This is a genomic window from Flavobacteriales bacterium, assembly GCA_016124845.1.
Lineage (GTDB): Bacteria > Bacteroidota > Bacteroidia > UBA10329 > UBA10329 > UBA10329.
This window is the reverse complement of the sequence record WGMW01000030.1, coordinates 60,045-86,780: the sequence shown is the minus strand read 5'-3', so window position 1 is coordinate 86,780 and position 26,736 is coordinate 60,045. Positions and strand designations below refer to the sequence as shown.

Annotated in this window: 26 protein-coding genes and 1 tRNA gene; 14 read left to right on the top strand and 13 right to left on the bottom strand. The window is 49.5% G+C overall.

Annotated features, from left to right (window positions below):
• Window positions 1-161 precede the first annotated feature (161 nt).
• The 3 genes from GC178_11955 to GC178_11945 all read left to right on the top strand — a co-directional run bounded on the left by GC178_11955 (window position 162) and on the right by GC178_11945 (window position 2,828).
• A complete protein-coding gene (locus GC178_11955; GenBank protein ID MBI1288278.1) occupies window positions 162-572 on the top strand; it encodes a biopolymer transporter ExbD in 411 nt (136 codons plus the stop codon).
• On the top strand, window positions 572-1,417 hold the full coding sequence (locus GC178_11950; GenBank protein ID MBI1288277.1) for an energy transducer TonB: 846 nt from the start codon (window positions 572-574) through the stop codon (window positions 1,415-1,417). The genes GC178_11955 and GC178_11950 overlap by 1 nt, the downstream gene beginning before the upstream one ends.
• Before the next feature lie 124 nt (window positions 1,418-1,541).
• Entirely contained in the window at window positions 1,542-2,828 is a 1,287-nt protein-coding gene (locus GC178_11945) for a bifunctional folylpolyglutamate synthase/dihydrofolate synthase (protein ID MBI1288276.1), read from the top strand.
• A gap of 34 nt (window positions 2,829-2,862) precedes the next feature.
• Here the strand turns inward: GC178_11945 and GC178_11940 are convergent.
• From GC178_11940 to GC178_11905, 8 genes are all read right to left on the bottom strand, one after another.
• Window positions 2,863-2,940, bottom strand: a tRNA-Val gene (locus tag GC178_11940).
• Window positions 2,941-2,997: 57 nt separating this feature from the next.
• On the bottom strand, window positions 2,998-4,116 hold the full coding sequence (locus GC178_11935) for an ABC transporter permease subunit (GenBank protein ID MBI1288275.1): 1,119 nt from the start codon (window positions 4,114-4,116) through the stop codon (window positions 2,998-3,000).
• The gene (locus tag GC178_11930) at window positions 4,113-5,222 is read right to left on the bottom strand and encodes an ABC transporter permease subunit (protein ID MBI1288274.1); all 1,110 of its coding nucleotides are present in this window, start codon (window positions 5,220-5,222) and stop codon (window positions 4,113-4,115) included. Before GC178_11930 ends, GC178_11935 begins: the two co-directional genes overlap by 4 nt.
• Window positions 5,223-5,531: 309 nt before the next feature.
• Window positions 5,532-6,269: an ATP-binding cassette domain-containing protein gene (locus tag GC178_11925; protein ID MBI1288273.1), complete on the bottom strand. Its 738-nt coding sequence runs from the start codon at window positions 6,267-6,269 to the stop codon at window positions 5,532-5,534.
• The gene (locus tag GC178_11920; GenBank protein ID MBI1288272.1) at window positions 6,266-7,186 is read right to left on the bottom strand and encodes an ATP-binding cassette domain-containing protein; all 921 of its coding nucleotides are present in this window, start codon (window positions 7,184-7,186) and stop codon (window positions 6,266-6,268) included. Before GC178_11920 ends, GC178_11925 begins: the two co-directional genes overlap by 4 nt.
• Window positions 7,187-7,307: 121 nt before the next feature.
• Complete coding sequence (locus GC178_11915) at window positions 7,308-8,204, bottom strand: HlyD family efflux transporter periplasmic adaptor subunit (protein MBI1288271.1); 897 nt, start codon at window positions 8,202-8,204, stop codon at window positions 7,308-7,310.
• 20 nt (window positions 8,205-8,224) lie between these two features.
• The gene (locus GC178_11910) at window positions 8,225-9,502 is read right to left on the bottom strand and encodes a hypothetical protein (protein MBI1288270.1); all 1,278 of its coding nucleotides are present in this window, start codon (window positions 9,500-9,502) and stop codon (window positions 8,225-8,227) included.
• On the bottom strand, window positions 9,499-10,107 hold the full coding sequence (locus tag GC178_11905; GenBank protein ID MBI1288269.1) for a TetR family transcriptional regulator: 609 nt from the start codon (window positions 10,105-10,107) through the stop codon (window positions 9,499-9,501). Before GC178_11905 ends, GC178_11910 begins: the two co-directional genes overlap by 4 nt.
• A 99-nt stretch (window positions 10,108-10,206) precedes the next feature.
• On the opposite strand from GC178_11905, the gene GC178_11900 reads away from it, so the two are divergent.
• From GC178_11900 to GC178_11850, 11 genes are all read left to right on the top strand, one after another.
• The gene (locus GC178_11900; protein ID MBI1288268.1) at window positions 10,207-11,025 is read left to right on the top strand and encodes a mechanosensitive ion channel; all 819 of its coding nucleotides are present in this window, start codon (window positions 10,207-10,209) and stop codon (window positions 11,023-11,025) included.
• Between the two features lie 12 nt (window positions 11,026-11,037).
• A complete protein-coding gene (locus tag GC178_11895) occupies window positions 11,038-11,859 on the top strand; it encodes a mechanosensitive ion channel (GenBank protein ID MBI1288267.1) in 822 nt (273 codons plus the stop codon).
• 81 nt (window positions 11,860-11,940) lie between these two features.
• A complete protein-coding gene (locus GC178_11890; GenBank protein MBI1288266.1) occupies window positions 11,941-12,723 on the top strand; it encodes an SAM-dependent methyltransferase in 783 nt (260 codons plus the stop codon).
• A gap of 17 nt (window positions 12,724-12,740) precedes the next feature.
• On the top strand, window positions 12,741-13,454 hold the full coding sequence (locus GC178_11885) for an ATP-binding cassette domain-containing protein (GenBank protein MBI1288265.1): 714 nt from the start codon (window positions 12,741-12,743) through the stop codon (window positions 13,452-13,454).
• Entirely contained in the window at window positions 13,451-13,999 is a 549-nt protein-coding gene (locus GC178_11880; protein MBI1288264.1) for a cob(I)yrinic acid a,c-diamide adenosyltransferase, read from the top strand. Before GC178_11885 ends, GC178_11880 begins: the two co-directional genes overlap by 4 nt.
• Window positions 14,000-14,104: 105 nt before the next feature.
• Window positions 14,105-14,326: a DUF2795 domain-containing protein gene (locus GC178_11875; GenBank protein MBI1288263.1), complete on the top strand. Its 222-nt coding sequence runs from the start codon at window positions 14,105-14,107 to the stop codon at window positions 14,324-14,326.
• 195 nt (window positions 14,327-14,521) lie between these two features.
• Entirely contained in the window at window positions 14,522-17,854 is a 3,333-nt protein-coding gene (gene secA / locus GC178_11870) for a preprotein translocase subunit SecA (GenBank protein ID MBI1288262.1), read from the top strand.
• Window positions 17,855-17,897: 43 nt separating this feature from the next.
• Entirely contained in the window at window positions 17,898-18,437 is a 540-nt protein-coding gene (locus GC178_11865; GenBank protein ID MBI1288261.1) for a DUF664 domain-containing protein, read from the top strand.
• A gap of 91 nt (window positions 18,438-18,528) precedes the next feature.
• Window positions 18,529-20,616 carry a peptidylprolyl isomerase gene (locus GC178_11860; protein ID MBI1288260.1) on the top strand — a complete coding sequence of 696 codons (2,088 nt, stop codon included), beginning with the start codon at window positions 18,529-18,531 and terminating at the stop codon, window positions 20,614-20,616.
• 108 nt (window positions 20,617-20,724) lie between these two features.
• Complete coding sequence (locus tag GC178_11855) at window positions 20,725-20,961, top strand: hypothetical protein (protein ID MBI1288259.1); 237 nt, start codon at window positions 20,725-20,727, stop codon at window positions 20,959-20,961.
• Window positions 20,958-21,245, top strand: coding sequence for a type II toxin-antitoxin system RelE/ParE family toxin (locus tag GC178_11850; protein MBI1288258.1), 288 nt, complete (start codon window positions 20,958-20,960; stop codon window positions 21,243-21,245). The genes GC178_11855 and GC178_11850 overlap by 4 nt, the downstream gene beginning before the upstream one ends.
• A 1-nt stretch (window position 21,246) precedes the next feature.
• On the opposite strand, the gene rodA is transcribed toward GC178_11850, so the two are convergent.
• Genes rodA through GC178_11825 form a run of 5 tightly spaced genes read right to left on the bottom strand, consistent with a single transcriptional unit; the run spans window position 21,247 to window position 26,736 of the window.
• The gene (rodA, locus tag GC178_11845; protein ID MBI1288257.1) at window positions 21,247-22,512 is read right to left on the bottom strand and encodes a rod shape-determining protein RodA; all 1,266 of its coding nucleotides are present in this window, start codon (window positions 22,510-22,512) and stop codon (window positions 21,247-21,249) included.
• Window positions 22,509-24,341 (bottom strand): penicillin-binding protein 2, encoded by a 1,833-nt coding sequence (gene mrdA, locus GC178_11840; GenBank protein ID MBI1288256.1) that lies wholly within the window; start codon window positions 24,339-24,341, stop codon window positions 22,509-22,511. The genes rodA and mrdA overlap by 4 nt, the downstream gene beginning before the upstream one ends.
• Window positions 24,341-24,859, bottom strand: coding sequence for a rod shape-determining protein MreD (mreD, locus tag GC178_11835; protein ID MBI1288255.1), 519 nt, complete (start codon window positions 24,857-24,859; stop codon window positions 24,341-24,343). The genes mrdA and mreD overlap by 1 nt, the downstream gene beginning before the upstream one ends.
• Entirely contained in the window at window positions 24,849-25,685 is an 837-nt protein-coding gene (gene mreC / locus GC178_11830) for a rod shape-determining protein MreC (GenBank protein MBI1288254.1), read from the bottom strand. Before mreC ends, mreD begins: the two co-directional genes overlap by 11 nt.
• 25 nt (window positions 25,686-25,710) lie before the next feature.
• Window positions 25,711-26,736 carry an MreB/Mrl family cell shape determining protein gene (locus tag GC178_11825; protein MBI1288253.1) on the bottom strand — a complete coding sequence of 342 codons (1,026 nt, stop codon included), beginning with the start codon at window positions 26,734-26,736 and terminating at the stop codon, window positions 25,711-25,713.

The following is a 26,736-nucleotide window of genomic DNA, read 5'->3' as shown; positions in this document are numbered from 1 at the left end:
CATGAAATAGCCACAGAGACTCAGAAGGCACTGAGGTTTTCACAGAAAAAACACCATGTTTTCTCTGAAGAATCTGTGAAAATCTGTGTTTCTGTGGCCAAAAAAATGTCTTTGCAACAGTCGCTCTTAGATAATGACCAACAGAATCAATAAATAGAAAAATGGGATTGCGAACAAGAAATAAGGTCGATCCAACGTTCAACATGTCGTCCATGACTGACATCGTGTTCCTGTTGCTGATATTCTTCATGCTTACTTCCACACTGGTTACCACCAACGCGTTGGACCTCGTGCTGCCAAGCAGCAAATCGAAGTCGGTGAAGAAGCAGACCATCTCTGTTTCAATCAACAAATCGTTGGTTCACAAGGTGGATAATGAAACCGTTAGTCCTGAATCTATGGAATACGTGATCAAACAACATCTAAAGGATGCCATGGCGAAAAATGAGGCTTCAGAGCCTGTGATTGTTTTGGGTGTTGAGAAAGGTGTTCCGATCGAGTACGCGGTGAAAGTGATGGACATTGCTTACCAGAACCAATACAAGATCGTCCTGGCCACAAAACCAGAGTAATGACCGATCAGGAAAAGAAAAATAAACGCAAGGGACTGATCACGTCCTTGACCATTCACGCGTTGCTGCTGCTGGCATTCGCGTTTTTGGGCATGACGTACGTATATCCACCACCCGAAGAAGGCATGATGATCAACTTCGGAAATACGGAAACGGGTTTGGGAACGGTTGAAAGCGACCCTGCCCCACCAAGCGAAACGGTTGAAGAAGTGGTGGAAGAGGTGGTTCAGCCGCAATCGGTTGCTGAAACTTCGGAACCACAGGTTGAAGAAGAAGTAGTAACCCAGGAAAGCGAAGAGGCCATTGCCTTGCGCAAGCAGAAAGAAGCGCAGGAACGTGCAGAAGCTGAAAAGCGAAAATTGGAGGAGCAAAAGCGCATCGCGGAAGAACAGAAACGTGCCGAGGAAGAGCGCATCCGTCAAGAGCAAATCGCCAAAAGCAAAGCGTTGTTTGAGAAAGCGCAGGCTGGAAAAGGAACTGGCGGTGGCGAAGGCAACACGAAGCCTGGCGGTAATCAGGGAAGTTTGGATGGAACACCTGGCGCACCGCACGGCTTGGGTGGAAGCGGCAACGGCATGTCATTCAGTTTGGGTGGAAGAAGCATGGTCTCGGCACCAAAGATCACCGATACCTCGCAGAAAGAAGGAAAGGTTGTGGTGGAGATCATAGTAGATAAATACGGCAAAGTGGTGAAGGCTACGCCAGGCGCTCGCGGTTCTACAACCACCGACCGCCACTTGGAGAAACTGGCTACCGAAGCCGCCTATAACACGAAGTTCAATTCCAATCCTGATGCGCCTATTCAGCAGGTTGGCACCATGACCTTTGTATTCATTTTGGAGTGATGATTTTCTTTTCTGTCATTCCGAGCGAATCCTCCTCAGGCGGAGAAGTCGAGGAATCTAAGTCCGCATGTCTAAAGATTTCTCCGCTCGTTCCTCGGTCGAAATGACGCTATATTGACAGGCCGTGAACTACCAAGAGACACTCAACTACCTGTTCAGCCAACTGCCAATGTACCAGCGGCAAGGTGCACCAGCTTTCAAGAAAGACCTCACCAACACGCTCGCGCTTTGCGAACTGTTGGATAATCCGCAGCAGAAGTTCAAAAGCATTCACGTAGCGGGAACGAATGGAAAAGGTTCGGTTAGCCACATGCTGGCCTCAGTTTTCCAAGCTGCTGGCTACAGAGTCGGATTGTATACTTCGCCTCACTTAAAGGATTTCCGCGAGCGGATAAAGATCAATGGCGAGATGATCTCAGAGCAATCGGTCATTGATTTTGTAGAGAAATACAAAGCCGATTTTGAACGAATCAAACCTTCTTTTTTCGAGATGACCGTTGCTTTGGCTTTCGACCATTTTGCTAAGAATGAGGTTGATATTGCCATTATCGAGGTCGGTTTGGGCGGAAGACTGGACAGCACGAATGTCATCACGCCCGAACTTTCCGTCATTACCAATATTGGATACGATCATCAGCAGTTCTTAGGCGAAACACTGCCCGAAATAGCTGGAGAAAAAGCAGGAATCATTAAACCGAATGTTCCCGTTGTAATTGGAGAATTCCAACAGGAAGTTGCCGAAGTTTTCGAAGGAAAAGCACGACAAACCAATAGCCGTTTGCGTTTCGCGAACCGCGAATGGGAAATACGCAAACAGATTTTGGAAGACGACCAACTCGAAATGCACTTGCGCCACTATGACGGAATGGAATTGGAAGTTGTCAGCGAGCTTTCTGGTCCGCATCAAGCCAAGAATCTTATTACAGCACTTGAAGTAGTAAGAACACTTTCCGATGCTGGTTGGAACGTGACAAGAGAGCATTTCAAAAAAGGAATTAACTCCGTTGTAAAGCAAACTGGTCTTCGCGGTCGTTGGCAGGTTTTGCAGCGCAATCCGTTGGTCATTGCCGACACCGCACACAACAGAGAGGGTTTGGAACCCAATCTCAAGCGCCTACTCTCAAATCGAAAACCCGATCAACTCCATTTTGTGTGGGGAATGGTGAACGACAAGGACGTTTCGAAAACCCTCGTAATGCTACCAAAAGAAGCAACCTATTATTTCTGCAAACCAGATGTGCCGCGCGGTTTAGATGTGGTCATTCTATCCGAAAAAGCAACCGAACTCGGATTGAAGCACACCTCCTACTCTACCGTTCAAGAAGCGTTGGAATCTGCAAAATCTAAAGCCAAAACAGAAGACATTATTTACGTTGGCGGAAGTACGTTTGTGGTGGCCGAGGTGGTTTGAAACAAAAAAGCCGTTCAATATGAACGGCTTTCTCTGGTGGGAAATGAGGGATTCGAACCCCCGACCCCCTCGGTGTAAACGAGGTGCTCTGAACCAACTGAGCTAATTTCCCGAATTCGGGGCTGCAAATGTAAATAAGCTTTTGGATTGTACAAGCAGAAAAATTTCGTCAACCACTCGTCTTGCGATAGCTTCTCACAGCAAGCAAGTTGTAGGCCACGGCAAAACCGCACATCACCATAAAATGATGTTGGATATCGGAGAACGTGCTGGCTTTGAGCATCACCATCCGCATCACTTCCACGAAGTACTTGATCGGGTTGAAGAGGTTGAAGATCTTCGCCCATTCTGGGATGCTGTCAACGGGTGTGAACAGGCCGCTGAGCAGCAGGAAGATCACCAAGAAGAACCACGTAACGAACATGGCCTGTTGTTGTGTTTCGGTAATGGTGCTGATGAGAATGCCGATACCGAGAATGGCAATCAGGTAGATGGCAAGGAAGGCGTAAAGCGTTAGCACGCTTCCTGCGGTTGTGATTCCGAACAAAAGGTAGGCGATTACCAACCCGAAACTCATTACGAACATGCCGATGATCCAGAACGGAATGATCTTTCCAAGAATGAATTCAAACTTGGTGATAGGCGTGACGTTGAGCTGCTCGATGGTACCCATTTCGCGTTCGCGGATGATGTTGATGCTGCTGAGAAAAGCCGTGAGCATCGTTACCAGAATGGCCAGAATGCCGGGCACCATAAACACTTTGTAATTCAGATCGCTGTTGTACCAGTACGATTCTCGGATGTCAACTGTAAGCGGTGCGATTCCCGCAGGGAGCGAAATGTTCTTGAAACGGTCAGCATTGAACGCATTGATCACTTGCATGCTATAATTGCTGGCAATTCCTGCTTTCTGGTTGTTCACCGCGTTGAGTAGCAGTTGCACCTTCACAGGCTGCATATCGCTCAGGTCGGCATCAAGGTCTTTCGGAACGCAAAGGATCATGTCCGTTTCGTCCTTCTCGAGTTCAAGCATCGCTTCTTCCGCATTCGAAAAACTCCCAACAAGACTGAAATAACCAGACGAAGTGAACTTGTTGATGAGCCGTTGCGAAGTGACACTTTTGTCAAGATCGACAATCGCCATGTTGACATTCTTCACTTCAAAATCGGCTGCGTAGCTCAGCACAATTAGCTGCACGATCGGCATCAGAAACAGCAGCGGGATCATCACCTTGTTCCGACTGATCTGGCGGAATTCCTTGCGGATGATATGTGGCAGCGCACTCATCCGTTCAATCTTGGTTTGACGCTTTTTGTGGCGGCCACGGCCAGAAACAGCATGATGAATGTGAGCACGGCCACGGGTTTCCAGATCACATTCATGCCCGAACCTTTGATCATCAGCCCTTTGATAAGCATGATGAACCACTTGGCAGGAATGATATTGGATACCACTTGAAGCACCAGCGGCATGTTCTCAATCGGGAAAATGAAGCCGCTGAGGAGGATGGTCGGAAGTAACAGCCCCATCATGGAAGCGAACATGGCCACCATCTGCGAATTGGCGCGCGATGAAATGAAAATTCCCAAAGCCAGCGCGGTAAGGCTGAACAGTAGACAACTACCTATCAACAGCGCCACCGAACCGTTCATCGGCATATCGAAAACGATAATTCCGAGCGAAACGATGATCATCGCGTTGGTGAAACTGAGCAGCCAATAAGGCGTGACCTTTCCGAAAATGATGTGCCACGAATGCAGCGGTGAAACCAATAAAAGTTCCATCGTTCCGAGTTCCTTTTCACGGGCGATGGTGAGAGAGGTCATCATCGCACCGACCAGCAGCAGAATCAATCCCATCACACCTGGAACGAACATGTAAACCGCTTTCAGTTCGGGATTGAAGATCATACGCGGAATGGCCGAAACCAGCGGTGCTTCCTGAACAACGTTGGCGCGACCTTTTACATGTGTGAGAATGATGGCAGTGGCGTACGATGTGAGTACCTGCGCTTGGTTCGGGTCGCTGGCATCGCTGACAATCTTGATCTGTGGTTTTTCGCCATTCAGAAGGTCTTGCCCGAAATGCGCAGGAATGATAATTCCCAATCGCGCTCTGTTCTGGCGAAATGCATCTTCGATGCAATCCGTGTTCTCACACTCCGCCTCAATAAAGAACTGCTCTGAATTCTCGATGCGCTGCTGAAGCAATTCGCTCTCGTAATCGCCCGCCATGTCATAGATCGCCACGCCCGCATTTTCGACCTCATTGTTCAGCGCAAAACCGAAGATCAGAATTTGCGCAATAGGCATTCCGAACAGGATCAGCAGCGTGCGTTTGTCGCGCAGAATGTGCCGAAATTCTTTCTTCACGAAGGCGAGGTACTGCTTCATTTCAGTTTCCCGATGCGTTTTTCATTTCTCTATCCAATCCAAAATCCCCCGTCATCATTCTGTGCAAAGGAAAATGACCACCCCCAACCCCTCCTTTCAAGGAGGGGAGCAAACCCCACTGCCTTCGGCATCTCCCCAAAGGGGAGAGTGGATTCTCCGCTTCAACGTTAGAGTCCTGCACCAACTCTCCCCTTCGAAAGGGGGAGTGTCCGCCTGAGGCGGACGAGGGGGTCAATTTCTCTTTCATACGTCTTACAAACCTGCTCATTTTGTTTTCATCTGTCCCCTTCGGGGGATTTAGGGGGCTTTTCATTTCGTTGAGGTGCCGCGCGCCAGTTCTTGGAACACTGCATCCATACTTTCTGCGTTAAACGATTTTCGGAGGTTTTCGGGGCTATCAAGCGCTTCAATCACGCCATCGACCATGATGCTGACGCGGTCGCAATATTCGGCCTCATCCATGTAATGCGTGGTCACGAAAATGGTCACGCCATCGTGTGCCGCCTCATAGATCATGTCCCAGAATTGCCTGCGTGTGATCGGGTCCACACCACCTGTCGGCTCGTCCAAAAAGATGATGCTGGGCTGATGGAGTGTGGCCAGCGAAAAGCTCAGTTTCTGCTTCCAACCGAGTGGCAGCGAACCGACCAACGAGTTCATCTCATCACGCAGTTGCATCAGTCCGAGCATCATGTCCAGCCGCTCCATGATCACCTTGCATTTCAGACCGTAAACTCCTCCGTAAAACAGGAAATTCTCCTTCACGGTGAGGTCTTCGTACATACTGAATTTCTGGCTCATGTAGCCGATGTGCTGCTTCACTTTTTCGGTCTGCGTTGCGATGTCGAAACCCGAAACCGAGGCCTTTCCTGAGGTCGGTTCCAGCAGACCGCAGAGCATGCGCATGGCAGTTGTTTTGCCAGCTCCATTTGCACCGAGAAACCCAAAAATCTCTCCTTTGCTCACTTCGAACGAAACGGCATTCACCGCCACGAAATCACCGAATTTGCGTGTCAGGTTTTCCGCTATGATCACCTTCTCGCTCATGCCTCGGCCGTCTTTAGCAATTGCATGAAAACGTTCTCAATTCCTACTTGCGCATCCTTTGCCACGAGGTCGTCAAAGCCTTTGTCTCGGATGTCTTGCGCGATGGGTTTCCAATCGGTTTCGCCATCCGCCAATGTGGCGTTCAAGAACTCACCAAAGGCATAACAACTGGCCACTTTCGGATGGTTGCGAAGCGCCAAAAGCAATTCGTACATGTGCTGGCTTTTCATGGCCACCAGCGTTCCATGGAAGCTTTCGTTGATGCTTTCGGGCGATGCGATGCTGAGAATTTCGCCCTTTTGGATCATCGCGATGCGGTCACAAAGCGCGGCCTCGTCCATGTAAGGCGTACTCACCAGAATAGCGATTCCTTGATCCTTGAGGCGTTTCAGCATCTGCCAAAATTCCTTGCGGCTCACAGGATCCACGCCTGTGGTCGGCTCATCCAAAAAGAGCACTTCCGGTTTGTGAATGAGCGCGCAGCAAAGCGCGAGTTTCTGCTTCATGCCACCGCTCAGCTTGCCCGCAGGACGGGTTTTGAACGGTTCGAGTTGCACGTAAATGTCCTTCACCAATTCGTAATTGGCTTCGATGGTGGTTCCGAAAATGGTGGCGAAAAAATCAAGGTTTTCTTCAACCGTCAAATCCTGATAAAGCGAGAACCGACCTGGCATGTAACCGATACGATTGCGAATCTCGCGGAAGTCATCCATCACGTCCAAACCCATCACTTCGGCCTTGCCTTGGTCGGCCAAAAGAAGCGTTGTAAGAATGCGATACAGCGTGCTTTTTCCTGCCCCGTCCGGACCAATAAGCCCGAACAGTTCACCCTGCTGCACCTCAAAACTGATGTCCTTCAGTGCTTGTACGTTTCCGTACGATTTGCTCAGGTTCTGTATGGAAATGGCGGGTTTCAAAATTTATGCTCTTAAAGACATTTTATGGCCACAGATGCACGGATTAACGCAGATTTCGACACAGATTATTTTATCCTTTTTCATCTGAGAAAATCTGTGAATCTGTGGCTAATTCATGTTGTCAATTGCCGAATTCTACTTCCGCAGGCATACCGATTTTCAGGCTTCCATCATTCGGCACATCAATTTTCATGGCGTAAACCTGCGTTGTTCTTTCATCACGGGTTTGGATGATCTTGGGCGTGAATTCCGCCTCGCTACTGATCCACGTCACGGTTCCTTCCGAAGATTTCATGGTGCCATCAGAAGCATCGGTGTTCACCGTCACTTTATCGCCAATTTTCACCTGACTGAGCATGTCTTCGCTCACGTAAGCGCGCAAGGTCAATGGATCGAGCGAGGCAATTTTGTACAATGGCCTTCCCTGCATCGTGAGTTCGCTGGCCTTGGCAAGTGTTGTAAGCACTGTTCCGTTTATCGGATTGTAGATGTAGGATTTTCGAAGTTGATCTTCGATCTGCATCAATTGGAAACGCATCGGGTCGATTTCGGCCAACATTCCCTGCGTTTGTGTTCCGAGCGTGGAAGCGGTGGCCAAACGCTGCTTCATGGTTACGTCCAGTTCGGCTTTGAGGTCGTCCAATTGTTTGGATGGAGCGGCATTTGCTTCGACCAACTTGCCAATGCGGATGATCTCCGTGTTGAGCTTTTCCATCCGCTGGTCGAAAACGGCCAATTGAGCGGCTTCGTTAGGAAGTTTCTTTCGCACGGCCGCAATGCTTGCTTGTACCTGCATTTTCTTCAGGTAAAGCTGCGTGGTATCGACAACAGCCACGAGGTCGCTCGCTTTTAACGTTTGTCCTTCTTCGACATTGAAAACCAAGAGTTTGCCGCTGGTTTCGGCACTTACGGTCAACTCATCAGTTTCGAAATTCCCATAGGCATCGGCCTTGTCGCCATTGCCCATGCAGCCCGCCAGCAGACCCAAAAGGGAAAACATCAGAAATGCGTTTTTCATCGGAATTGTTGTTTTGTGGTTCATTTCAATACGCCTGTTTCGAATTGCAGCATGATCTGGTTCTGGTAAAGGCTCACCTGATCGACACTTCGTGTGAGTTCGGCCAGTTGCTCGGCCAGAACTTCATCCAGATAATCCATCGAAGTGATCACACCTTCTTCAACTTGTACTTCCGCGTTTTCACGGATCTGTGAACGCAGGCTGTACATTTTCTCGTCCCACTCCAGCGCTTTGGTCAGCTTCTCACTTTCGCTACGCATCCGCGCGATCTTGCTTTCAACCTCCACTTCCTTTTGGCTCTGTTGTTCCTCCATCAAGCGACTGCTTAATCGCAGATTTTTCCTTTCGAGCGAGGTTTTTCCCCAATCCCAAATGTTCCATGTAGCCTTTAGACCGACCATTCCAAAAGGACTCAGATCCTTTTTGAAGAAATTGTAAGGATTGGGCGAGCCGTAACCTGCTTGGCCGAACACATTGATACGTGGCAACCGCTTTGCTTTCAGGAGTTTTTCAGTCGCCATCAACCCTTTCTGTTTGGTACTGATCAGTTGCAGTTCGAGGTTGTCCGCGTAAGCGTAATCGATGGCTGTTTGAATGACGGGAACTTCCAACTCGCGGCCTTTTGTTTCAATTCCTGTGAGCAGTTGCAACACTTCCATGCCGCTTTCGCGTGCGCTTTCCAGTTCCAATTGTTTCTTCTCCTGACCGAGAATTTCACTTTGCAATTTGAGCAGGTCGTTCTGCTGCGCAACCCCATTTTCGAGGGCCGCTTCCAACACGCCTTCGCGCTCTGACATCAGCGTCAGCGTTTTGGAAATGATATTCAGTTGATCATCCACCAACAGCATCTGGAAGTAGAGTTGCGCCACTTGCTTTTTGTACTCCGAAAGGCCTACTTCCAACACTTTCAGCGAAACTTCGTTCTGTGCCTTTTCGGCCACTTTCTGCGCTCCCGAAACACCCGCATCGAACACGGGCTGGTACAATTCCAAATAGCCTCGGTACTGGAATTTTGGAATATCCAGCGATGGAACGCCAGGAAACGAGAACGGCAACTCAGGCACATTCGATTGATAGGAAGCCTGTCCGTTGGCGGTGACCATCGGCAGGTAACTGCGGTTGTAGGTTTTCAACTTGTTGTCGAGAATTTCCGCCATGATCGGCTGCTGCCGAAGCAACGGCATGTGCTGTTCGGCACTGTCCAAACAGGCGTACAGGTTCAATTTCTGCGCTTGCAGCTGACCGGAAAAAGCCAATAGCAAGAATAGAATTGCGATGGAAAAATGTCGTTTCATCATCCTTCGTTTTGCGGTTTTAACATGCCGAGAAACCACTGCGGCACCAGTTGTTTGCGCTGCTCCATCATCATTGTATAGGTTTCGGAATCCATTCCCGTGCCTGCCATGACGATCGGCCTTCCAATGAATGGGAAAACGGTCATGGAAATGAGGTTCATGAACAGGTGGACGGGATGCATCCCGTCTGGACAACGTTGCGCCAATTCCTGAAAGAACTTGGCCTCTTTAATTATCTGTTCGATACCTAATCGTTCCGCCATCTCTTCTGGATGGTTCCTTATTTCGCTCAACATGAAAATGGGCAGGTCGGGGCGTTTTTTCAGCAGTTCGGTGTAGTTGCTTACGAACAGTTCGACCTTCTCCTCAAACGTGTGACCATCGTTCATCAGCACGTGAAGCTGCCCGATAAAACCCTGCACCGTTTCGAGCATGATCGTTTTGAACAGCTCCTCCTTGCTGCGGAAATAATAGTTGACCAACGCGAGGTTGACCCCTGCGGATGAGGCAATATCTCTTGTGGTGGTCCTTCCGAAACCCTTCTCCAAAAAAAGCGTGCTTGCTGCTTGCTTGATCTTATTGGCCGTATCGAGGTCTTTTTCACTCATTGCGCCAGCAAAGGTGTGTTAATCATTTGATTTAAACAAATGTTTAAATCAAATTTTTCATTTTTAGTTCCTTTGGAAGCAGAATCAAAATCACACACGATGAAAGAACTATTTGGAGATAACGGAACAGATTGGGAAGGATTGGCAATGGAATACGGTCAGAAACTGGGAATGGGAATTCTGATTCTGGTTGTAGGTCTTTGGATCGCTGGCATGATCAGCAACATGGTGAAGAAGCTGATGGAGAAAAGAAACCTTGACCCAGCACTACAGAGCTTTTTGGGAAGCATGGTCAGCATTACGCTGAAAGTTCTCGTGGTCATCAGCGCATTGGGAACGTTAGGAATTGAAATGACCTCTTTTGTGGCCGTTCTTGGTGCAGCAGGTCTTGCCGTGGGCATGGCATTGAGTGGAACACTTCAGAATTTCGCGGGAGGCGTGATGATCCTCATTTTCAAACCGTTCAAGGTCGGAGACTTCATCGAAGCTCAGGGACACGCTGGTTCTGTCAAGGAAATCCAGATATTCAATACAATATTGAAAACGGGCGACAACAAAACCATCATCATTCCTAACGGAGGATTGTCAACGAGCAGCATGGTGAATTATTCTACGGAAGCGCGCAGAAGGGTTGACTGGGTTGTTGGCATCGGTTACGGAGATGATTGCGATAAGGCCAAAGAGGTGATCATGGGAATGCTGAATGACGACAGCAGAATTCTGAAAGATCCCGCACCATTTATTGCTGTGAAGGAATTGGCCGACAGCTCCGTGAATTTTGTGGTTCGAGGTTGGGTTGAGTCTGGGGATTACTGGGGCGTTTTCTTCGATCTGAACGAGCGCGTTTACAAGGAATTCGATAAGCACGGATTGAACATTCCTTTCCCGCAGATGGATGTGCACGTTCACAATAACTAAGTCTCAGAAACGATGGATACCGCTCAACTCGAACAGTTTACCAATCACGCTGCAGAGCTGACCTTAGAATACGCACCAAAATTGGTACTGGCACTTGTGGTGCTGGTCATTGGCATGTGGGTCATCAACCGATTTATTGGCGTTCTCGGAAACATCCTGAACAGACGGCATATTGATGTAAGCCTACAACCGTTCCTTAAAAGCCTTGTAGGGATCGGGCTGAAAGTGATGCTGTTGATCAGCGTGGCAAGCATGGTGGGCATTGAAACCACCTCGTTTGTCGCGGTCATCGGTGCTGCTGGGCTGGCGGTTGGATTGGCGTTGCAAGGAACCTTGGCCAATTTCGCTGGAGGTGTGCTCATTCTCATTTTCAAACCGTACAAAGTGGGCGACCTCATTGAAACCCAAGGGCATTTGGGCGTGGTGAAGGAGATTCAGATTTTCGTGACGGTGCTGAACACGCCAGACAGCAAAACGGTGATCGTGCCGAACGGAGCCATCAGCAACGGGAACATCACCAACTACACCACAAAAGGGGTTATCCGCGTTGATCTGGTGATGGGAATCTCCTACGAATCCAATATCAAGCAAGCACGCGAAGTTTTACTGAAAGTGATGCAGGAACATCCGAAAGTGCTGAAAGAACCTGCACCGTTTGTCGGTGTTTTGGAGTTGGCAGATAGTTCGGTGAACTTGGCCGTTCGGCCGCACTGCGACCCCGCTCATTACTGGGATGTGTACTTTGATGTTTACGAAGCTGGAAAAGAGGCGTTGGATGCTGCCAACATCACCATTCCGTTCCCGCAAGTGGATGTGCACATGCCGAAAGGCTGACACGAAAAGTCTTTGAAAAGAACAGCCTGATGACATTTGCATTGGGCTGTTTTGTTTCACGAGGTCAGTTACCTTCGCCCAATGTCTTATCTGTGGCGCGCCAAACAATACGCGAAATATCTTTCGAAAGCCAAGAACCGCCACGGCATCCACTCGCCATTTGTGTATCAGCTTTTGGACGAGGTGATCTATGATGAAACTAAGTTTGCTGAATACCAAAAGGTTGAGAAAATCCGAAAGGAGTTACTGAACCAAACCGATGAGATTGAAATAACAGATCTGGGAGCAGGTTCAACGGTCAATCCATCGAAACGAAGAAAGGTGGCCGACATTGCCAGGAATTCCGCCAAAGGCGGGAAATGGGGTGAGTTGCTTTTCCGTTTGGCGAAGCATTTCCAACCCGAAACCATGATCGAGTTGGGAACTTCACTCGGAATCGGCAGTCTCTACCAATCGCTTGGCAACCCGAACGGAAACCTGACCACATTTGAGGGTTGCCCGAATACGGCTGCCATTGCCAGCGAACAGTTCGCGAAAGCAAATGTGAACCCGACCATCATCGAAGGAAACTTTGATGATACGCTTCAACCATTTCTCGATTCCATCGAAAAACTGGATTGGGCATTTATTGATGGCAATCACCAGAAAGAACCGACCATCCGCTATTTTGAGCAATGCTTGGAAAAATGCCACAACGATTCGGTGTTGCTTTTCGATGACATTTATTGGAGCAAAGGCATGGCCGAAGCTTGGCAGAACATCAAGGCCGATGAGCGTGTTACTGTGTCGCTTGACCTGTTTCAAGTTGGCATTGTTTTCCTCAGAAAACAGCAACCGAAACAGGATTTCATCATCAGGTATTGATTGTAACTTAGCCACGCATGAAAGACGTCATCCGCACCGAGCATATTGCCAAAGTCTATGTAATGGGAACTGAACAGGTTCACGCCTTGCGTGATATTTCCATTACCATCAAAGAAGGGGAATACGTGGCGCTGATGGGCCCATCAGGTTCGGGAAAATCCACGCTGATGAACATGATCGGCTGTTTGGACACACCGACCAGCGGACAGTATTTTCTGGACGGACAGGACGTGAGCCGCATGACCGACAATCAGTTGGCCGAAGTGCGCAACAAGAAAATCGGGTTCGTTTTTCAGACGTTCAACCTTCTGCCCCGCTCCACTGCCTTGGATAACGTGACGCTTCCGTTGGTGTATGCGGGTATGGGAAGTTCGGACCGAAAAGTGCGTGGCGAACAGGTTTTGAATCAGGTTGGTTTGGGAGATAGAATGAGCCACCGACCGAACGAACTTTCTGGTGGTCAGCGACAACGGGTTGCTGTTGCAAGAGCGTTGGTCAACAATCCTGCGTTGATCTTGGCCGATGAGCCGACAGGAAACCTCGATTCGAAAACTTCCATCGAGATCATGGGGCTTTTTGAAGAGATCCATCGGAACGGAAATACCATTGTGGTGGTAACCCACGAAGAGGACATTGCGCAACACGCGCATCGCATCATCCGACTGAAAGATGGTCTGGTGGAATCGGATGAGATCAACAATGACGTGCAAACCGTGTTGCAATCGGCATGAAAGTTTACACAAAAACAGGCGATGATGGCACCACGGGACTTTTCGGTGGCGCGCGCGTTCCCAAGCACCACATTCGTATCGAGAGCTATGGAACGGTTGATGAACTGAACTCTTACATCGGCTTGGTTCGCCATCGGAAGATCGACCCGAAAGCGGAAACCATTCTGGGCGAAGTGCAGGATCGTTTGTTCACCATCGGTTCCATTCTCGCATCCGACCCAAGCAAATCGAATCTCAAAACGCCCGATCTGAACGAATCGGACATCGAACTCCTCGAAAAGGAAATGGACCGAATGAACGAAGAGCTTCCCGAAATGCGTTCGTTCGTGCTTCCAGTCGGAAATGACACGGTCAGTTTCTGCCACATTGCGCGGTGCGTTTGTCGCAGAGCCGAACGTCTTGTGGTGCTTCTCAACGAAAAAGAGCCCATCAATCCGTTGGTTGTAAAATATCTGAACCGACTTTCCGATTATCTATTTGTGCTAAGTCGGAAGATCACGCAAGATGACAAGCTCACCGAAATTCCTTGGAAGCCGCGTCAGTAAAGGATTTCAGGCGTTTTCGGAAAAATTTCGACCACCCTTTCACGTCTTGCTTAAATTTTTAGCTTTGCGCAAAATCAAACTGCGAACCATCTAACTCAGAAAAGCATGTATTGGACCCTTGAATTAGCATCACGTCTGGAAGACGCACCTTGGCCAGCTACCAAGGACGAGCTGATCGACTTCGCCATGCGTTCGGGAGCACCGATGGAAGTGGTTGAGAACCTTCAGGAAATTGAGGATGACGGTGAGGTTTTCGAGAGCATCGAAGACATTTGGCCAGATTATCCGACCAAAGATGACTTCTTCTTTAACGAAGACGAATACTGAGCGATCAGCAACACACAGCAAGAGCGGTTTCCGATCGGAGCCGCTCTTTTTGTTTACGCCTGTAACGTCATATTTCTAACTGCTTCCGAGGTAAAAAAGGCTTAATTTCGCCCGCCCGCATGACAGGTTGTCCGAATACCATCAACGGAACAGTTGTTGACAACCCAAGTGCCTCTCAAACGGAATTCAATCATAATGATCAATCTCATTAACAACTTGGCCAAGAAGTTCTTCGGAACCAAGGCCGATAAGGATATTCAGGAAATCCAACCTATTGTGGATCAGGTGAACCAAGCGTTCGCTGGCCTCCAAAACCTGACAGACGATCAGCTTCGTGCCAAAACAGCCGAGTTCAAAAAGAAGATCGCAGATCACTTGGCGCAAGAGCAGAAGCAGATAGATGAACTCACCGCACGGGCCGAAACTCCAGACACGGATGTAGAGGAAAAGGAGCGCATTTACGATGAGATCGACAAGATCGAGGAATCAACCAAAGACAAGGTTGAGGAAGTGCTGATGGAGATTCTTCCTGAAGCATTTGCCGTGGTGAAAGAAACCGCGCGCAGATGGAAAGAGAAAGGTTCGCTCACTGTTTCGGCCACCGAAATGGACCGCGACCTTGCAGCTACCAAAGGTTATGTGACGATCGATGGCGACAAGGCCACATTCCCGAAATCGTGGACTGCTGGTGGTGCCGAGATCACATGGGACATGTTGCATTACGATGTGCAGTTGGTTGGTGGTGTGGCGCTTCACCAAGGCAAAATTGCCGAGATGGCAACGGGTGAGGGTAAAACGTTGGTGGCCACGCTTCCTGTTTACCTGAATGCGCTTGCGGGACGTGGTGTGCATGTGGTAACCGTAAACGATTATCTCGCCAAGCGTGACTCTGAATGGATGGGGCCGCTATACGAATTCCACGGACTGAAAGTGGATTGCATCGACAAGCACCAACCGAACTCACCCGAAAGACGTGCGGCCTACAATGCCGACATCACCTTCGGGACAAACAACGAATTCGGCTTCGATTATCTGCGCGACAACATGGCGCGTGAAGCGGGTGATCTTGTTCAGCGCAAGCACAATTACGCCATTGTAGATGAGGTTGACTCGGTTTTCATCGATGATGCTCGAACGCCACTTATCATTTCAGGTCCGGTTCCGAAAGGCGACCAGCACGAGTTTGATGAGTTGAAGCCAAAGGTTGAGAAACTCATCAACGTTCAGAAAACGCTTTTCAATACGCAATTGGCCGATGCCAAAAAGCTGATCGCTGCTGGAAATGACGGCTACAAGGAAGGCGAAGGCGGTATGGCACTTTTGCGCTGCCATCGTGCGTTGCCGAAGAACAAGGCGCTGATCAAGTTCTTGAGTGAACCTGGCGTGAAGCAGATTCTCCAAAAAACGGAGAACTACTACATGCAGGATCAGAACAAGGAAATGCACAAGGTGGATGCAGAGTTGTTCTTCGTCATTGATGAGAAGAACAACACCATCGAACTCACCGAAAAAGGTCTGGAACTCATTACCCGCAACATGGAGGATGATCAGTTCTTCGTGCTGACGGATGTCGGTTCGGGCATTGCCGAGATCGAGAAAATGGAAATCTCCGATCAGGAGAAAGCCAAAAAGAAAGACGAGTTGATGCGCGATTTCGCCATCAAGAGCGCGCGTGTTCACTCCATGAACCAATTGTTCAAAGCCTACACCCTTTTCGAAAAAGATGTGGAATACGTGGTGCTTGACAATAAGGTGAAGATCGTGGATGAGCAGACAGGCCGTATCATGGACGGAAGACGCTACTCGGACGGACTTCACCAAGCCATCGAGGCCAAGGAAAACCTGAAGGTAGAAGCGGCCACGCAAACGTGGGCAACCGTTACGTTGCAGAACTACTTCCGTATGTACAGCAAGCTTTCGGGTATGACGGGTACGGCCGAAACCGAGGCAAAAGAGCTTTGGGACATCTACAAGTTGGATGTGATGGTAATTCCGACCAACCGTCCGATTGCACGTGAAGACAAAGACGACCTTGTTTACAAAACGGCCCGTGAGAAGTACAATGCGGTGATCGATGAGATCGTGAACCTCACAGGACAAGGGCGACCTGTTCTGGTAGGTACAACTTCGGTAGAGATCTCAGAGCTGTTGAGCCGCATGCTCAAAATGAAGAAGATCAACCACAGCGTTCTGAACGCGAAGTTGCATGCGCAGGAAGCTGATGTCGTAGCGAATGCCGGTAAGCCGGGCGCGGTGACCATCGCTACCAACATGGCCGGTCGTGGTACCGACATCAAACTCGGACCTGGCGTGAAAGAGGCAGGCGGTTTGGCCATCATTGGTACCGAGCGTCACGAAAGCCGAAGAGTGGACCGCCAGTTGCGTGGTCGTGCGGGTCGTCAGGGAGATCCGGGTTCTTCGCAGTTCTATGTTTCGTTGGAAGACAACCTGATGCGTCTTTTCGGTTCAGACCGAATAGCGAAGCTGATGGACCGAATGGGTTACGAGGAAGGCGAAGTCATCCAGCACGGCATGGTTTCCAAATCCATTGAGCGTGCACAGAAGAAAGTGGAGGAGAACAACTACGGCATCCGTAAGCGATTGCTGGAGTACGATGACGTGATGAACGCGCAGCGCGAGGTGATCTACAAGCGCAGAAGACACGCGTTGCAAGGCGAGCGTCTATCGGTCGATGTGCTGAACATGATTCATGACACGGCCGCCACGTTGGTCGAGGAATTCCACGAAATGAAGGATTACGAAGGCTTCAAACTGGAAGTGATCCGTGTGTTCTCGTCCGAATCTCCAGTGACGGAAGAAGAATTCAATTCTTTGAAGATCGATGACCTCATTCATAAATCGGTGCACAACCTGATCGAAGGTTACAAGCGCAAAAAGGCAAGCATTGCCGAACGCGCGTTCCCAGTTATCGCGAATGTGTTCGAAACGCAGGGCGACAAGTTCAAGAACATCGTTATTCCATTCACGGATGGCATCAAAAGCATGAACGTGGTGGTGAATCTTCAGAAAACGTACGAACTGCAAGGCTCCAACCTTCCGTTGGCGTTCGAGAAGAACATCATTCTGGCCATCATCGATGACCAATGGAAAGAGCACCTGCGCGAGATGGATGAACTGAAAACCTCCGTGCAGAATGCTTCTTACGAGCAGAAAGACCCGCTGTTGATCTACAAGTTCGAGAGTTTCAATCTTTTCCAGAAAATGCTGGACAGAATGAACCGCGAGGTGATCTCGTTCCTGTTCAAAGGTGATCTTCCGAATGCCGAGAACACCCGCGTTCGCGAAGCGCAAGAGAAAAAAGAACGCGTCACGGCTTCCCGTCCAGAATTGGCCGCACAGCGTCAAGCTGCTCCCGCGCCTGCACAAAATGGCGGACAGCAGCAACCGTTGCCAACCCAGCCGCAGAGCAAACCTGAGCCTGTAACGGTTGGTGAGAAGATCGGTCGGAACGACCCTTGCCCATGCGGAAGCGGTAAGAAGTACAAGCAGTGTCACGGGAAGGCATAAAGCCCCCTAAGTCCCCCAAAGGAGGATAGCAAAACATCGGGACATGATGAAAACATCAAACGGCAGTAGCCTCCCCTCGGGGGAGGTTGAAGGGGTTGGGAAGGTTCTCGCACAGACCATGGACGAAACGCGCAACCTGACGCGTTTCTACCTCAGCAAACTGAAGGGCGAAGACATGCATCGTCAATTTGAGGTGAACGGTTTTACCACCAACAGCCCATTTTGGATCATGGCGCATATTTGCTGGGCAGAAAATATGTTGCTGCTCCAATGCATGGGTCACAAAGGCATGGATATTCCTTGGTTGAACGATTACAAAATCGGCATGACCAAAGGCTCCAAACCGACCAACGAACCTACTTTGGAAGAAGTGCTTGCCGCCATGAAGGAGATTCACGCAGTTGCGTTGGAGAACCTCTCCAACATGAGTGATGCTGAATTGGACGAGGAAAGTGCGATCATTCTTCCATTCAGCGAGGATAAACGAAAGCGTATTGTGGCCATGCATGCCATCCGCCATGAGGGAACGCATCTTGGGCAACTTTCGCTTATTGCCAAAATGTATGGCAAGCAGACGGTGTGACAACATCGCTTTCCAAGCACAAAATCGGCATGTTTCAATTTAGATGTACATAACGTATATTCGCGACCCTAATTTTTAACGGTAATTACAGATGGTAATTGGTAAAATCCGCGAGAACTCAACATTGATTCTCATTCTTATTGGCGGTGCCATGCTTGCATTCGTGTTGCAGGATCTTTTCAGCTCAAGTAGTTTCATCCTGAACGGTTCGCCAACAGAGGTCGGTGAAATTGCAGGTGTTGCGGTTGACGGACGAACTTTTCAGGACCGTGTCGACCAGACCGTAGAGAACTACAAGACGCAGACGGGACAGAGCAGCATTGATAACGCCACAACTGAACAGCTTCGCGACCAGACCTGGAATCAGATGGTGCGCGAAATTGTGATGGACGAGGAGTTGGATGCCGTTGGCGTTCGCGTAAGCAAGGAAGAACTCTACGACATGGTTCAGGGAAATAACCCGCATCCGCAAGTGGTGCAGGCGTTCACCAACCCGCAGACGGGGCAGTTTGACCGTGCACAAGTGCTGAACTTCTTGAAGCGAATGGAACAGGATGAGGACATCAAGAAACGATGGATCGCCTTCGAGAAGGACATCGCGAAGCTTCGCAGAACAGAGAAATACAACAACCTTATTAAAAAAGGTCTGTATGTGACAACTGCTGAGGCGGAGGCTGATTTTATGGCGAAAAATCGTCCAGCCACCATCAAATATGTACTGAAGCGCTACAACAGCATTCCAGATACGACAGTTCAAGTATCTGACGCTGACATCAAGGAATACTATAACCAGAACAAATCGAAGTACGAGCAGGACGCTTCGCGCGATGTCGATTTTGTTGCCTTCCGAGTCGATCCATCCAAGGATGATTTCGAGAAAATGAAGGTTTGGGCCGATAACTTGAAGCCTGAATTTGAAAGCACAGATAACGATACGCTTTTCGTGAACCGCGAATCTGATGTTCGTTTCAATGCCCGTTGGTTACCGAAAGGCGAATTGGGCGGTGCCATCGATTCCATCATGTTCGCTGCTGAAAAAGGATTCGTTTACGGACCATATTTGGAGAATCAGACCTACCGCATGGCCAAGCTGATCGGTATCAAAATGGCCCCAGATTCGGTGAAGGCACGTCACATTCTTATCCGCCCAGAGACATTGGGGAGCGTTGAGAAAGCCAAAAACGTAGCAGATAGCCTGATGAAATTGATCGAGGGTGGTGCTAATTTCGCACAGCTTGCCCGTACCAATTCCGAAGACCCTGGTTCGGGTGCCGAAGGTGGCGACCTTGGCTGGTTCATGGAAGGCCAAATGGTTCCTTCTTTCAATAATGCCTGTTTCGATGGAAAGAAAGGTGACCTCGTCATTGTCCGCTCGCAGTTCGGCTTCCACATCATCGAGGTTCTCGACCAAAAAGGAAATACTGAAAAGCGTGCTGTTGCATTTGTTGACCGCAAGGTGGAAGCAAGCACCAAAACCTTCCAGATCGTTTACGGTCAGGCTGAGGAATTCCAGCGTAGCGTTACTTCTGTTGCATCGTTCGATCAGGAAGTTGCCAACCGAGGTTTGAACAAGCGTATTGCCAGCAACCTGAAAGAGAACGATCGTACCATTGCTGGGCTGGAAAGTCCTCGTGAGTTGATCCGTTGGGCATTCAATGCCGAGAAAGGCGATGTAAGCGAAGTGAAAGAACTGGGCAACACATTCGTGGTGGGCGTACTGACCGCAATCCGCGAAGAAGGCTACTCGACCATTGATGAGATCCATGACGAATTGGAAGCGGGTGCCATCAAGGATAAGAAGGCTGCGAAGTTCGTAGAGGAGTTTGAAGCGGCCAGAGCTGGCGATATTCAAACTGTTGCCAATAACATGAATCTTCCAGTTGAAGTGAAGGAGAACATTCTTTTCTCATCCACGGCCATTCCAGGTTTGGGACGTGAGCCAGCGCTTATTGGAACCGTTGGTGGATTGGAATCTGGCGATCTTTCGAAGCCTGTAAAAGGTGAGCAAGGCGTGTATGTGGTGTATGTTGAAAATCGTGCAGCTGCACCGAGCAATCCAAGTTTCGCAGGAAGCAGCCGCATGTTGAACGGTTCACTGGCGCAGCGTGTCGACTTCGAAGTATTCGATGCGCTGAAAGAGAAGGCAGACATTGTGGACCATCGTTCGAAGTTCTTCTAAGAACAATCAAATTTGATCATTCGAAAGCCCCGTCAGGAATCTGGCGGGGCTTTCTATTATTGCTCCCCGACCTAATAACCCTCAATATGAAATACTTATCTTTGATAGATGAGAATTATCTTGGATATAGACAGTAACAACAAAGAAGCCTTAGCCTTGCTTGCATATATCCGCTCTCTCCAATTTGTGCATATCACCGAAGAAGAGTTTTCCGACCTTTCCAATGAACAACGACAGGCCATTGATAAGGGTATTGAAAGCTTGAAAAATGGTGGGCTTACACAACAGGAAGTTATGGAATCGACACGGCTGCGATTTCCACATTTGTTTGAAAAGCGCGCGTGATCATTTGGTCTCCAGAGGCTGCTACCGACTACCAGTCGAACATTGAGTTTCTACTTATTAGATGGACAGAAAGGGAAGCGGCTCACTTCATAGCAGTTACAAATGAGATTTTGAACCTTATTGAGAACAATCCTCATGCGTTCAGATCTGTCGGCTACAAGCAAGTTCGGGCAGCGGTCATTCTTCCCCAAATAACCCTTTTCTATAGAGTGGAAGAAAACGGAGCTATCGAACTGATTCGATTTTGGAACAATTATCAAAACCCCCAAAAGTTAAAGTTCTGAACTACCTGAGTTGCTGCAATCGGTAGCCATCCAGTTTCACGAAAACGAACAGCAGCAGCGTGAAACCAAGTAGCGAAGAACCACCATAACTGAAGAACGGTAGCGGAATGCCGATCACAGGCATCAACCCGATGGTCATTCCAACATTTATCAGAAAGTGAAACAGCAGGATGCTGGCCACGCAGTAACCATAGATCCGCGTAAATGCAGACCGCTGACGTTCAGAAATGTACAGGATTCGAAGAATAAGCGCGGTGAATAATGCAATGACCACGAAGGTGCCAAGAAAGCCCCACTCCTCGCCTACCGTGCAGAAAATGAAATCGGTGGTCTGCTCAGGAACGAAGTCATATTTGGTCTGCGTTCCCTGTAAGAATCCTTTCCCTGCAAAACCTCCCGAGCCGATGGCGATCTTACTCTGATTTACGTTGTAACCCGCGCCTTTCGGGTCGTCTTCCTTTCCTAAAAGAACGTTTATCCGCACCTGTTGATGCGGCTCCAGCACTTCATTGAAAATGTAATCCACACTGTAAACAAAACCCATCAGCACCACCAGAATTCCACCGATGGAAAGTGCCAAACGCCACGTCTTTTTCCGCTGGAGGAAGAAATAAATCAGCGCCACCACTCCCAGAATGATGAGCATGGCAAGCGGGGTGAACAGCAGCGCAAAAATGAACAGTACAGCCATGGCCAACCCGAACAGAAGGATGTTGCCAGACAGTCCTTCGCGGTAAAGCACCAACGCGAACGCCCCAAAAACCAAGGCCGAACCCGTGTCGTTCTGAAGCAGGATCAACCCTGCGGGAATGGCAAGGATCAACCCCGCGACAAGTTTGGTCCTGAGGTCTTCCATCCGAATATTGAGTGTGCTGAGATAATACGCCAATGCCATGGCCGTGGCACTCTTCGCAAACTCAGACGGTTGCAGCTTGAACGGGCCGATGTCGATCCACGAGCGCGCTCCTGCCACATCGCGGGCGGTGACCAACACCACCAGCAACAGCAGAATATTCAGAATGTAGATGGGAACAGAGAACGTTGAGTAGAACTTCCCATCTATCAGCATAATGACAAGCGCCACAAAAATGGACAGCCCGATCCAAATGAGCTGTTTACCGTAGCGCTGCGTGGTATCGAGAATGCTCTGATGTTCCTCATTGAAAACGGCCGCGTAAATATTGAGCCAACCCATGAAAACCAGCAGCAGATACAGAATCACAATGACCCAGTCGATGCCATGAAATATGCCCTGCTCGCGCCTCATTGCGTCTTCTTTTTCGGGTGAATGAGATCGGCCTCCAAAATCGGCTTTTCGAGATTCGGACGCATGATGGTGTCCAACAGGTATTTCTCCACCATCAGACTGGCGATCGGAGCGCCATATTTGCTTCCTCCGCCTCCGTTCTCAACAAACACGGCCAATGCAATTTTGGGATCCTCTTTAGGCGCAAAGCAGATGAAAATGGAATGATCCTCTCCGTGCGGATTCTGCGCGGTCCCCGTCTTGCCGCACATCACAATGCTGTCATGCCGCGAGCGATAGCCCGTTCCGCCTTGCTGAAAAACCATTTCCATCCCATCCACCACAGGTGTAAAATATGGTCGGTCAATGGTTGTCATGTGCTTTTCGGTGAAACGATTGGAGATCGGTTCGCCATCGATCGCCTTCACCAAATGGGGCGGATAATAGAACCCGCGATTGGCGATGGCCGCGGTCATATTGGCCAATTGCAAAGGCGTTGTTCCCATCTCGCCCTGACCAATGGCCAAGGAAATGATGGTCAGCGATTTCCAGCGGTTCTCTCCGTAGTATTTATCATAGTAGGCTTTGGTTGGAACAATTCCCGAATACTCCACAGGAAGATCGGTATTGAATTTCTGACCAAGACCGAAACTGATCACATGATTCCGCCATATCTCAAATCCTTCCCACGGCTTGCCCGTGTGATCGATGATGTTGCGGAAAACATTGCCGTAATAGGCGTTGCACGAGTGCTGAATAGATTCCCGCAGATTGAGCGGTGAACGGTGATCATGGCAACCCATGCGGAAATTGCCCGAAACATACCCACGCGGACACCGATAGGTAGTGTTCTCATTGAGCACACCCACCTGCTGCCCGATCAGTGCGTTGATCAACTTGAACGTGGAACCAGGCGGATTCTGTTCGCTCATCAACGCACGGTTGAAAAGCGGCTTCAGCGTGTCATGCTGAAGAATCACGTAATTATCAGAACGAACACGACCGACCAGCAGATTCGGGTCGAAACTCGGTGCGCTCACCAACGCCAATATCTCGCCCGTAGCAGGTTCGAGTGCCACGATGGCTCCCGTCTTGTTCTGCATCAACTTCTCTCCATACGCCTGAAGCTCCGCATCAATACTTGAGGTGAGCGTTTTACCCGCCACCGCCACGGTATCGTATTTCCCTTCCTTGTAACTTCCCTTCGGGCGATTGAACACATCGACCATGATGACCTTCACGCCTTTTTTCCCGCGCAATTCCTCCTCGTAGGCCTTCTCCAAACCGCTGATGCCCACGTAATCGCCTTGCTTGTAATACGGGTTCTTTTCCAAAAATCCTTGACTCGCCTCGCCCACATACCCCAACAGATGCGCTGCAATGGGCGATGGATACTTTCTCAGCGTCCGTTTCTGCACGAAAAACCCTCGGAAACGATAGATCTTCTCCTGCAATTCGGCATAGGTCACCGCAGAGATCTGCTTCTCAAAAACACTCGGTTTGCGGTACGAATACGCCTTGGCTTTACTCAACCGTTTGGCAAACTGCTCCTTGGTTATTCCCAAAATGTTGCAGATGGCAGCCGTGTCAATATCCACCGCTTGCCGCGGGATGACCATCAGATCGTAAGCCGCCTCATTGTACACCAGCAAACGGCCATCGCGGTCGTAAATAAGGCCGCGGGCGGGATATTCGGTCTGGTAACGGATGACGTTATTCTCTGCCGAAAGGCGATACGATTCGTCAATGACCTGAATGTAGAACAGTCGCAGCAGGAACGTGACCGCCACCAGCAGCACAATGCCCATTACCACGTACATGCGGTCTGTATGCTTAGACTGGAACGCCATTACCTCCGTTTGTTACTTCCCACAAAAAGATACTCGGCCAAGAGGATGAAGAACAGCGTGAGCAATGAGCTGAGCACGGTTTTGAGCAGCGTGTGGAAGAATTCGGAGAAACGGAACACTTCGAGGTAGAACAGCACGGTATGGTGCAACAGCACCAGCAGCACCGCGTACGGAATGAACCACGTGAGGCCGAACACTTTGAGGTGCGGAACGGCTGCCATTTCGTAGCCTTCGCGGGGCGACTGCGCCTTGAGATACAGCGGCCTGTAGAACGCGATGAGCGTGGTGGCCGCGGCATGAATTCCACCCGTGTCGGAAAACACATCTACCGACAGGCCAAGCAGGAAGCCGACCAACAGCAGCTGTATTCGTCCCATGGAAATGGGCAGAACCAGAATGAGGTAGATGTACGGAAACGGGTTGACGTAGCCGCCCAGATTCAGGTTATTGAAAATGAGTACCTGAAGCAGCACCAGCAGCACAAATTGCCACGCATATTTCAACGCATCACTCGTCATCCGTCTGCGATTCTGTTTCCAGCTGCGTCTGCTCCAAACGCATCAGATTGTTCACTACATACACCACTTCCACCGATTGCATATCGGTGAACAACTCTACTTCAATGGAATGAAAATTATCGCCATCCTTCACCTCAAAACTGCGCACTTTACCAATCGGAATTCCACTTGGAAACATGGAAGAATAGCCAGATGTTTCCACCAGCATGCCTTCGGCCATCGGCACATGGTTCGGAATATCCATGAGCTGCGCCATCTGCGGATCGCGGCCATCCCACGTAAGTGAACCGATGTAGCCTTCATCCGCCAACTTGGCACTGATACTGGAACGCTTGTTCAATACCGAAATGACCGATGCGAAATTCTTCGAAACATCCTTCACAATTCCCACAATTCCATTGGATGAAATGACGGCCATTTCGGGCTCCACACCTTGAAGCAGCCCACGATTGATGGTGAGGTAATTGCTCCTGCGGTCGGTGGTGCTGTTGATGACCTTGGCGGGAATGTACGTGTAATGCTGTCTTCGGATGGAATCGACCACATCCACATGTTTTTCTGAGTACGTGTATTGCGACTGCTGAAGCAATGAGCGCAACGCAGCGTTTTCCAAGGCCAGTTCCTGATTGACCGTTTTCAGGTGGAAATACTCGGAAATGCCGTTGTTCAGTTCATACACGCGCCCCACCATCTGGTTGCTGGAACTGAGCATGCTACCGCGATGGAAATTGTTGTTCCGCACAATGAGTGCGAAGCTCAGAAGTTCAAGCAAAAGGAAGAGGAAGAACACATGATTCCTGTAAATGAAAAGCAGGATGTTCCTCATGATTCATCCATAGTAAGCGGCCGACCTATCGCATCAGGAATGGGAATCGGTCGATGTTTTTAAGTGCAATACCAGTTCCACGGGCCACCGCACGCAACGGGTCTTCGGCAATGTGAACTGGAAGTTTTGTTTTCTGCGAAATACGCTTGTCGAGGCCACGAAGCATGGAACCTCCACCTGCGAGATAAAGCCCCGTTCGGTAAATATCTGCCGAAAGCTCTGGTGGCGTCATCTCCAAGTTGTTCAGAATGGCCGTTTCAATCTTGGTGATCGATTTATCCAGCGCATGCGCCACTTCCTGATAGGAAACCGTGATCTCTTTCGGAATACCCGTCATGAGGTCGCGACCATGAACCGCGTAGTCTGCTGGCGGATTGTCCAACTCGGTCAAAGCCGAACCGACCTCGATCTTGATCCGTTCTGCGGAACGCTCGCCAATGAGAATGTTGTGCTGTCTACGCATATAATCCTCAATATCAGCGGTAAAATCATCTCCCGCTACGCGGATGGAACGGTCGCAAACGATACCGCCAAGCGCAATAACTGCGATCTCCGATGTACCACCACCGATATCGATGATCATGTTGCCCATCGGTTCTTCCACATCGATTCCGATACCAATTGCAGCAGCCATCGGTTCTTGAATGAGACGAACGTCTTTCGCGCCAGCATGTTCTGCCGAGTCACGCACCGCACGCTTCTCCACTTCCGTAATTCCCGAAGGAATACAGATCACCATTCGGATCTGTGGCGGCATGAAGTGTCTTCGACCTGGGTTAATCATCTGGATCATTCCTTTGATCATCTGCTCAGCCGCCTCGAAATCAGCGATCACACCGTCCTTCAATGGACGGATGGTCTCGATGTTCTTGTGGGTTTTGCCGTGCATCTGTTGGGCCTTCTTGCCAATGGCAACGATCTTACCCGTTTGGATGTCTTTGGCAACGATGGACGGTTCGTCAACCACCACCTTATCATTGTGAATGATAAGCGTGTTGGCCGTGCCAAGGTCAATGGCAATTTCCTGTCTGAAATAGTCGAACAGCCCCAT

Bases quoted from the DNA above. Each gene is read 5' to 3' on its own strand.
- mrdA (MBI1288256.1), bottom strand. From the start codon at position 24,341: ATGGCGTTCCAGTCTAAGCATACAGACCGCATGTACGTGGTAATGGGC.
- GC178_11935 (MBI1288275.1), bottom strand. From the start codon at position 4,116: ATGAGTGCGCTGCCACATATCATCCGCAAGGAATTCCGCCAGATCAGT.
- GC178_11955 (MBI1288278.1), top strand. From the start codon at position 162: ATGGGATTGCGAACAAGAAATAAGGTCGATCCAACGTTCAACATGTCG.
- secA (MBI1288262.1), top strand. From the start codon at position 14,522: ATGATCAATCTCATTAACAACTTGGCCAAGAAGTTCTTCGGAACCAAG.
- mreC (MBI1288254.1), bottom strand. From the start codon at position 25,685: ATGAGGAACATCCTGCTTTTCATTTACAGGAATCATGTGTTCTTCCTC.
- GC178_11925 (MBI1288273.1), bottom strand. From the start codon at position 6,269: ATGAGCGAGAAGGTGATCATAGCGGAAAACCTGACACGCAAATTCGGT.
- GC178_11895 (MBI1288267.1), top strand. From the start codon at position 11,038: ATGGATACCGCTCAACTCGAACAGTTTACCAATCACGCTGCAGAGCTG.
- GC178_11915 (MBI1288271.1), bottom strand. From the start codon at position 8,204: ATGAAAAACGCATTTCTGATGTTTTCCCTTTTGGGTCTGCTGGCGGGC.
- GC178_11855 (MBI1288259.1), top strand. From the start codon at position 20,725: ATGAGAATTATCTTGGATATAGACAGTAACAACAAAGAAGCCTTAGCC.
- mreD (MBI1288255.1), bottom strand. From the start codon at position 24,859: ATGACGAGTGATGCGTTGAAATATGCGTGGCAATTTGTGCTGCTGGTG.
- GC178_11865 (MBI1288261.1), top strand. From the start codon at position 17,898: ATGATGAAAACATCAAACGGCAGTAGCCTCCCCTCGGGGGAGGTTGAA.
- GC178_11950 (MBI1288277.1), top strand. From the start codon at position 572: ATGACCGATCAGGAAAAGAAAAATAAACGCAAGGGACTGATCACGTCC.
- GC178_11880 (MBI1288264.1), top strand. From the start codon at position 13,451: ATGAAAGTTTACACAAAAACAGGCGATGATGGCACCACGGGACTTTTC.
- GC178_11930 (MBI1288274.1), bottom strand. From the start codon at position 5,222: ATGAAGCAGTACCTCGCCTTCGTGAAGAAAGAATTTCGGCACATTCTG.
- GC178_11885 (MBI1288265.1), top strand. From the start codon at position 12,741: ATGAAAGACGTCATCCGCACCGAGCATATTGCCAAAGTCTATGTAATG.
- GC178_11905 (MBI1288269.1), bottom strand. From the start codon at position 10,107: ATGAGTGAAAAAGACCTCGATACGGCCAATAAGATCAAGCAAGCAGCA.
- GC178_11860 (MBI1288260.1), top strand. From the start codon at position 18,529: ATGGTAATTGGTAAAATCCGCGAGAACTCAACATTGATTCTCATTCTT.
- GC178_11825 (MBI1288253.1), bottom strand. From the start codon at position 26,736: ATGGGGCTGTTCGACTATTTCAGACAGGAAATTGCCATTGACCTTGGC.
- rodA (MBI1288257.1), bottom strand. From the start codon at position 22,512: ATGAGGCGCGAGCAGGGCATATTTCATGGCATCGACTGGGTCATTGTG.
- GC178_11890 (MBI1288266.1), top strand. From the start codon at position 11,941: ATGTCTTATCTGTGGCGCGCCAAACAATACGCGAAATATCTTTCGAAA.
- GC178_11900 (MBI1288268.1), top strand. From the start codon at position 10,207: ATGAAAGAACTATTTGGAGATAACGGAACAGATTGGGAAGGATTGGCA.
- GC178_11910 (MBI1288270.1), bottom strand. From the start codon at position 9,502: ATGATGAAACGACATTTTTCCATCGCAATTCTATTCTTGCTATTGGCT.
- GC178_11875 (MBI1288263.1), top strand. From the start codon at position 14,105: ATGTATTGGACCCTTGAATTAGCATCACGTCTGGAAGACGCACCTTGG.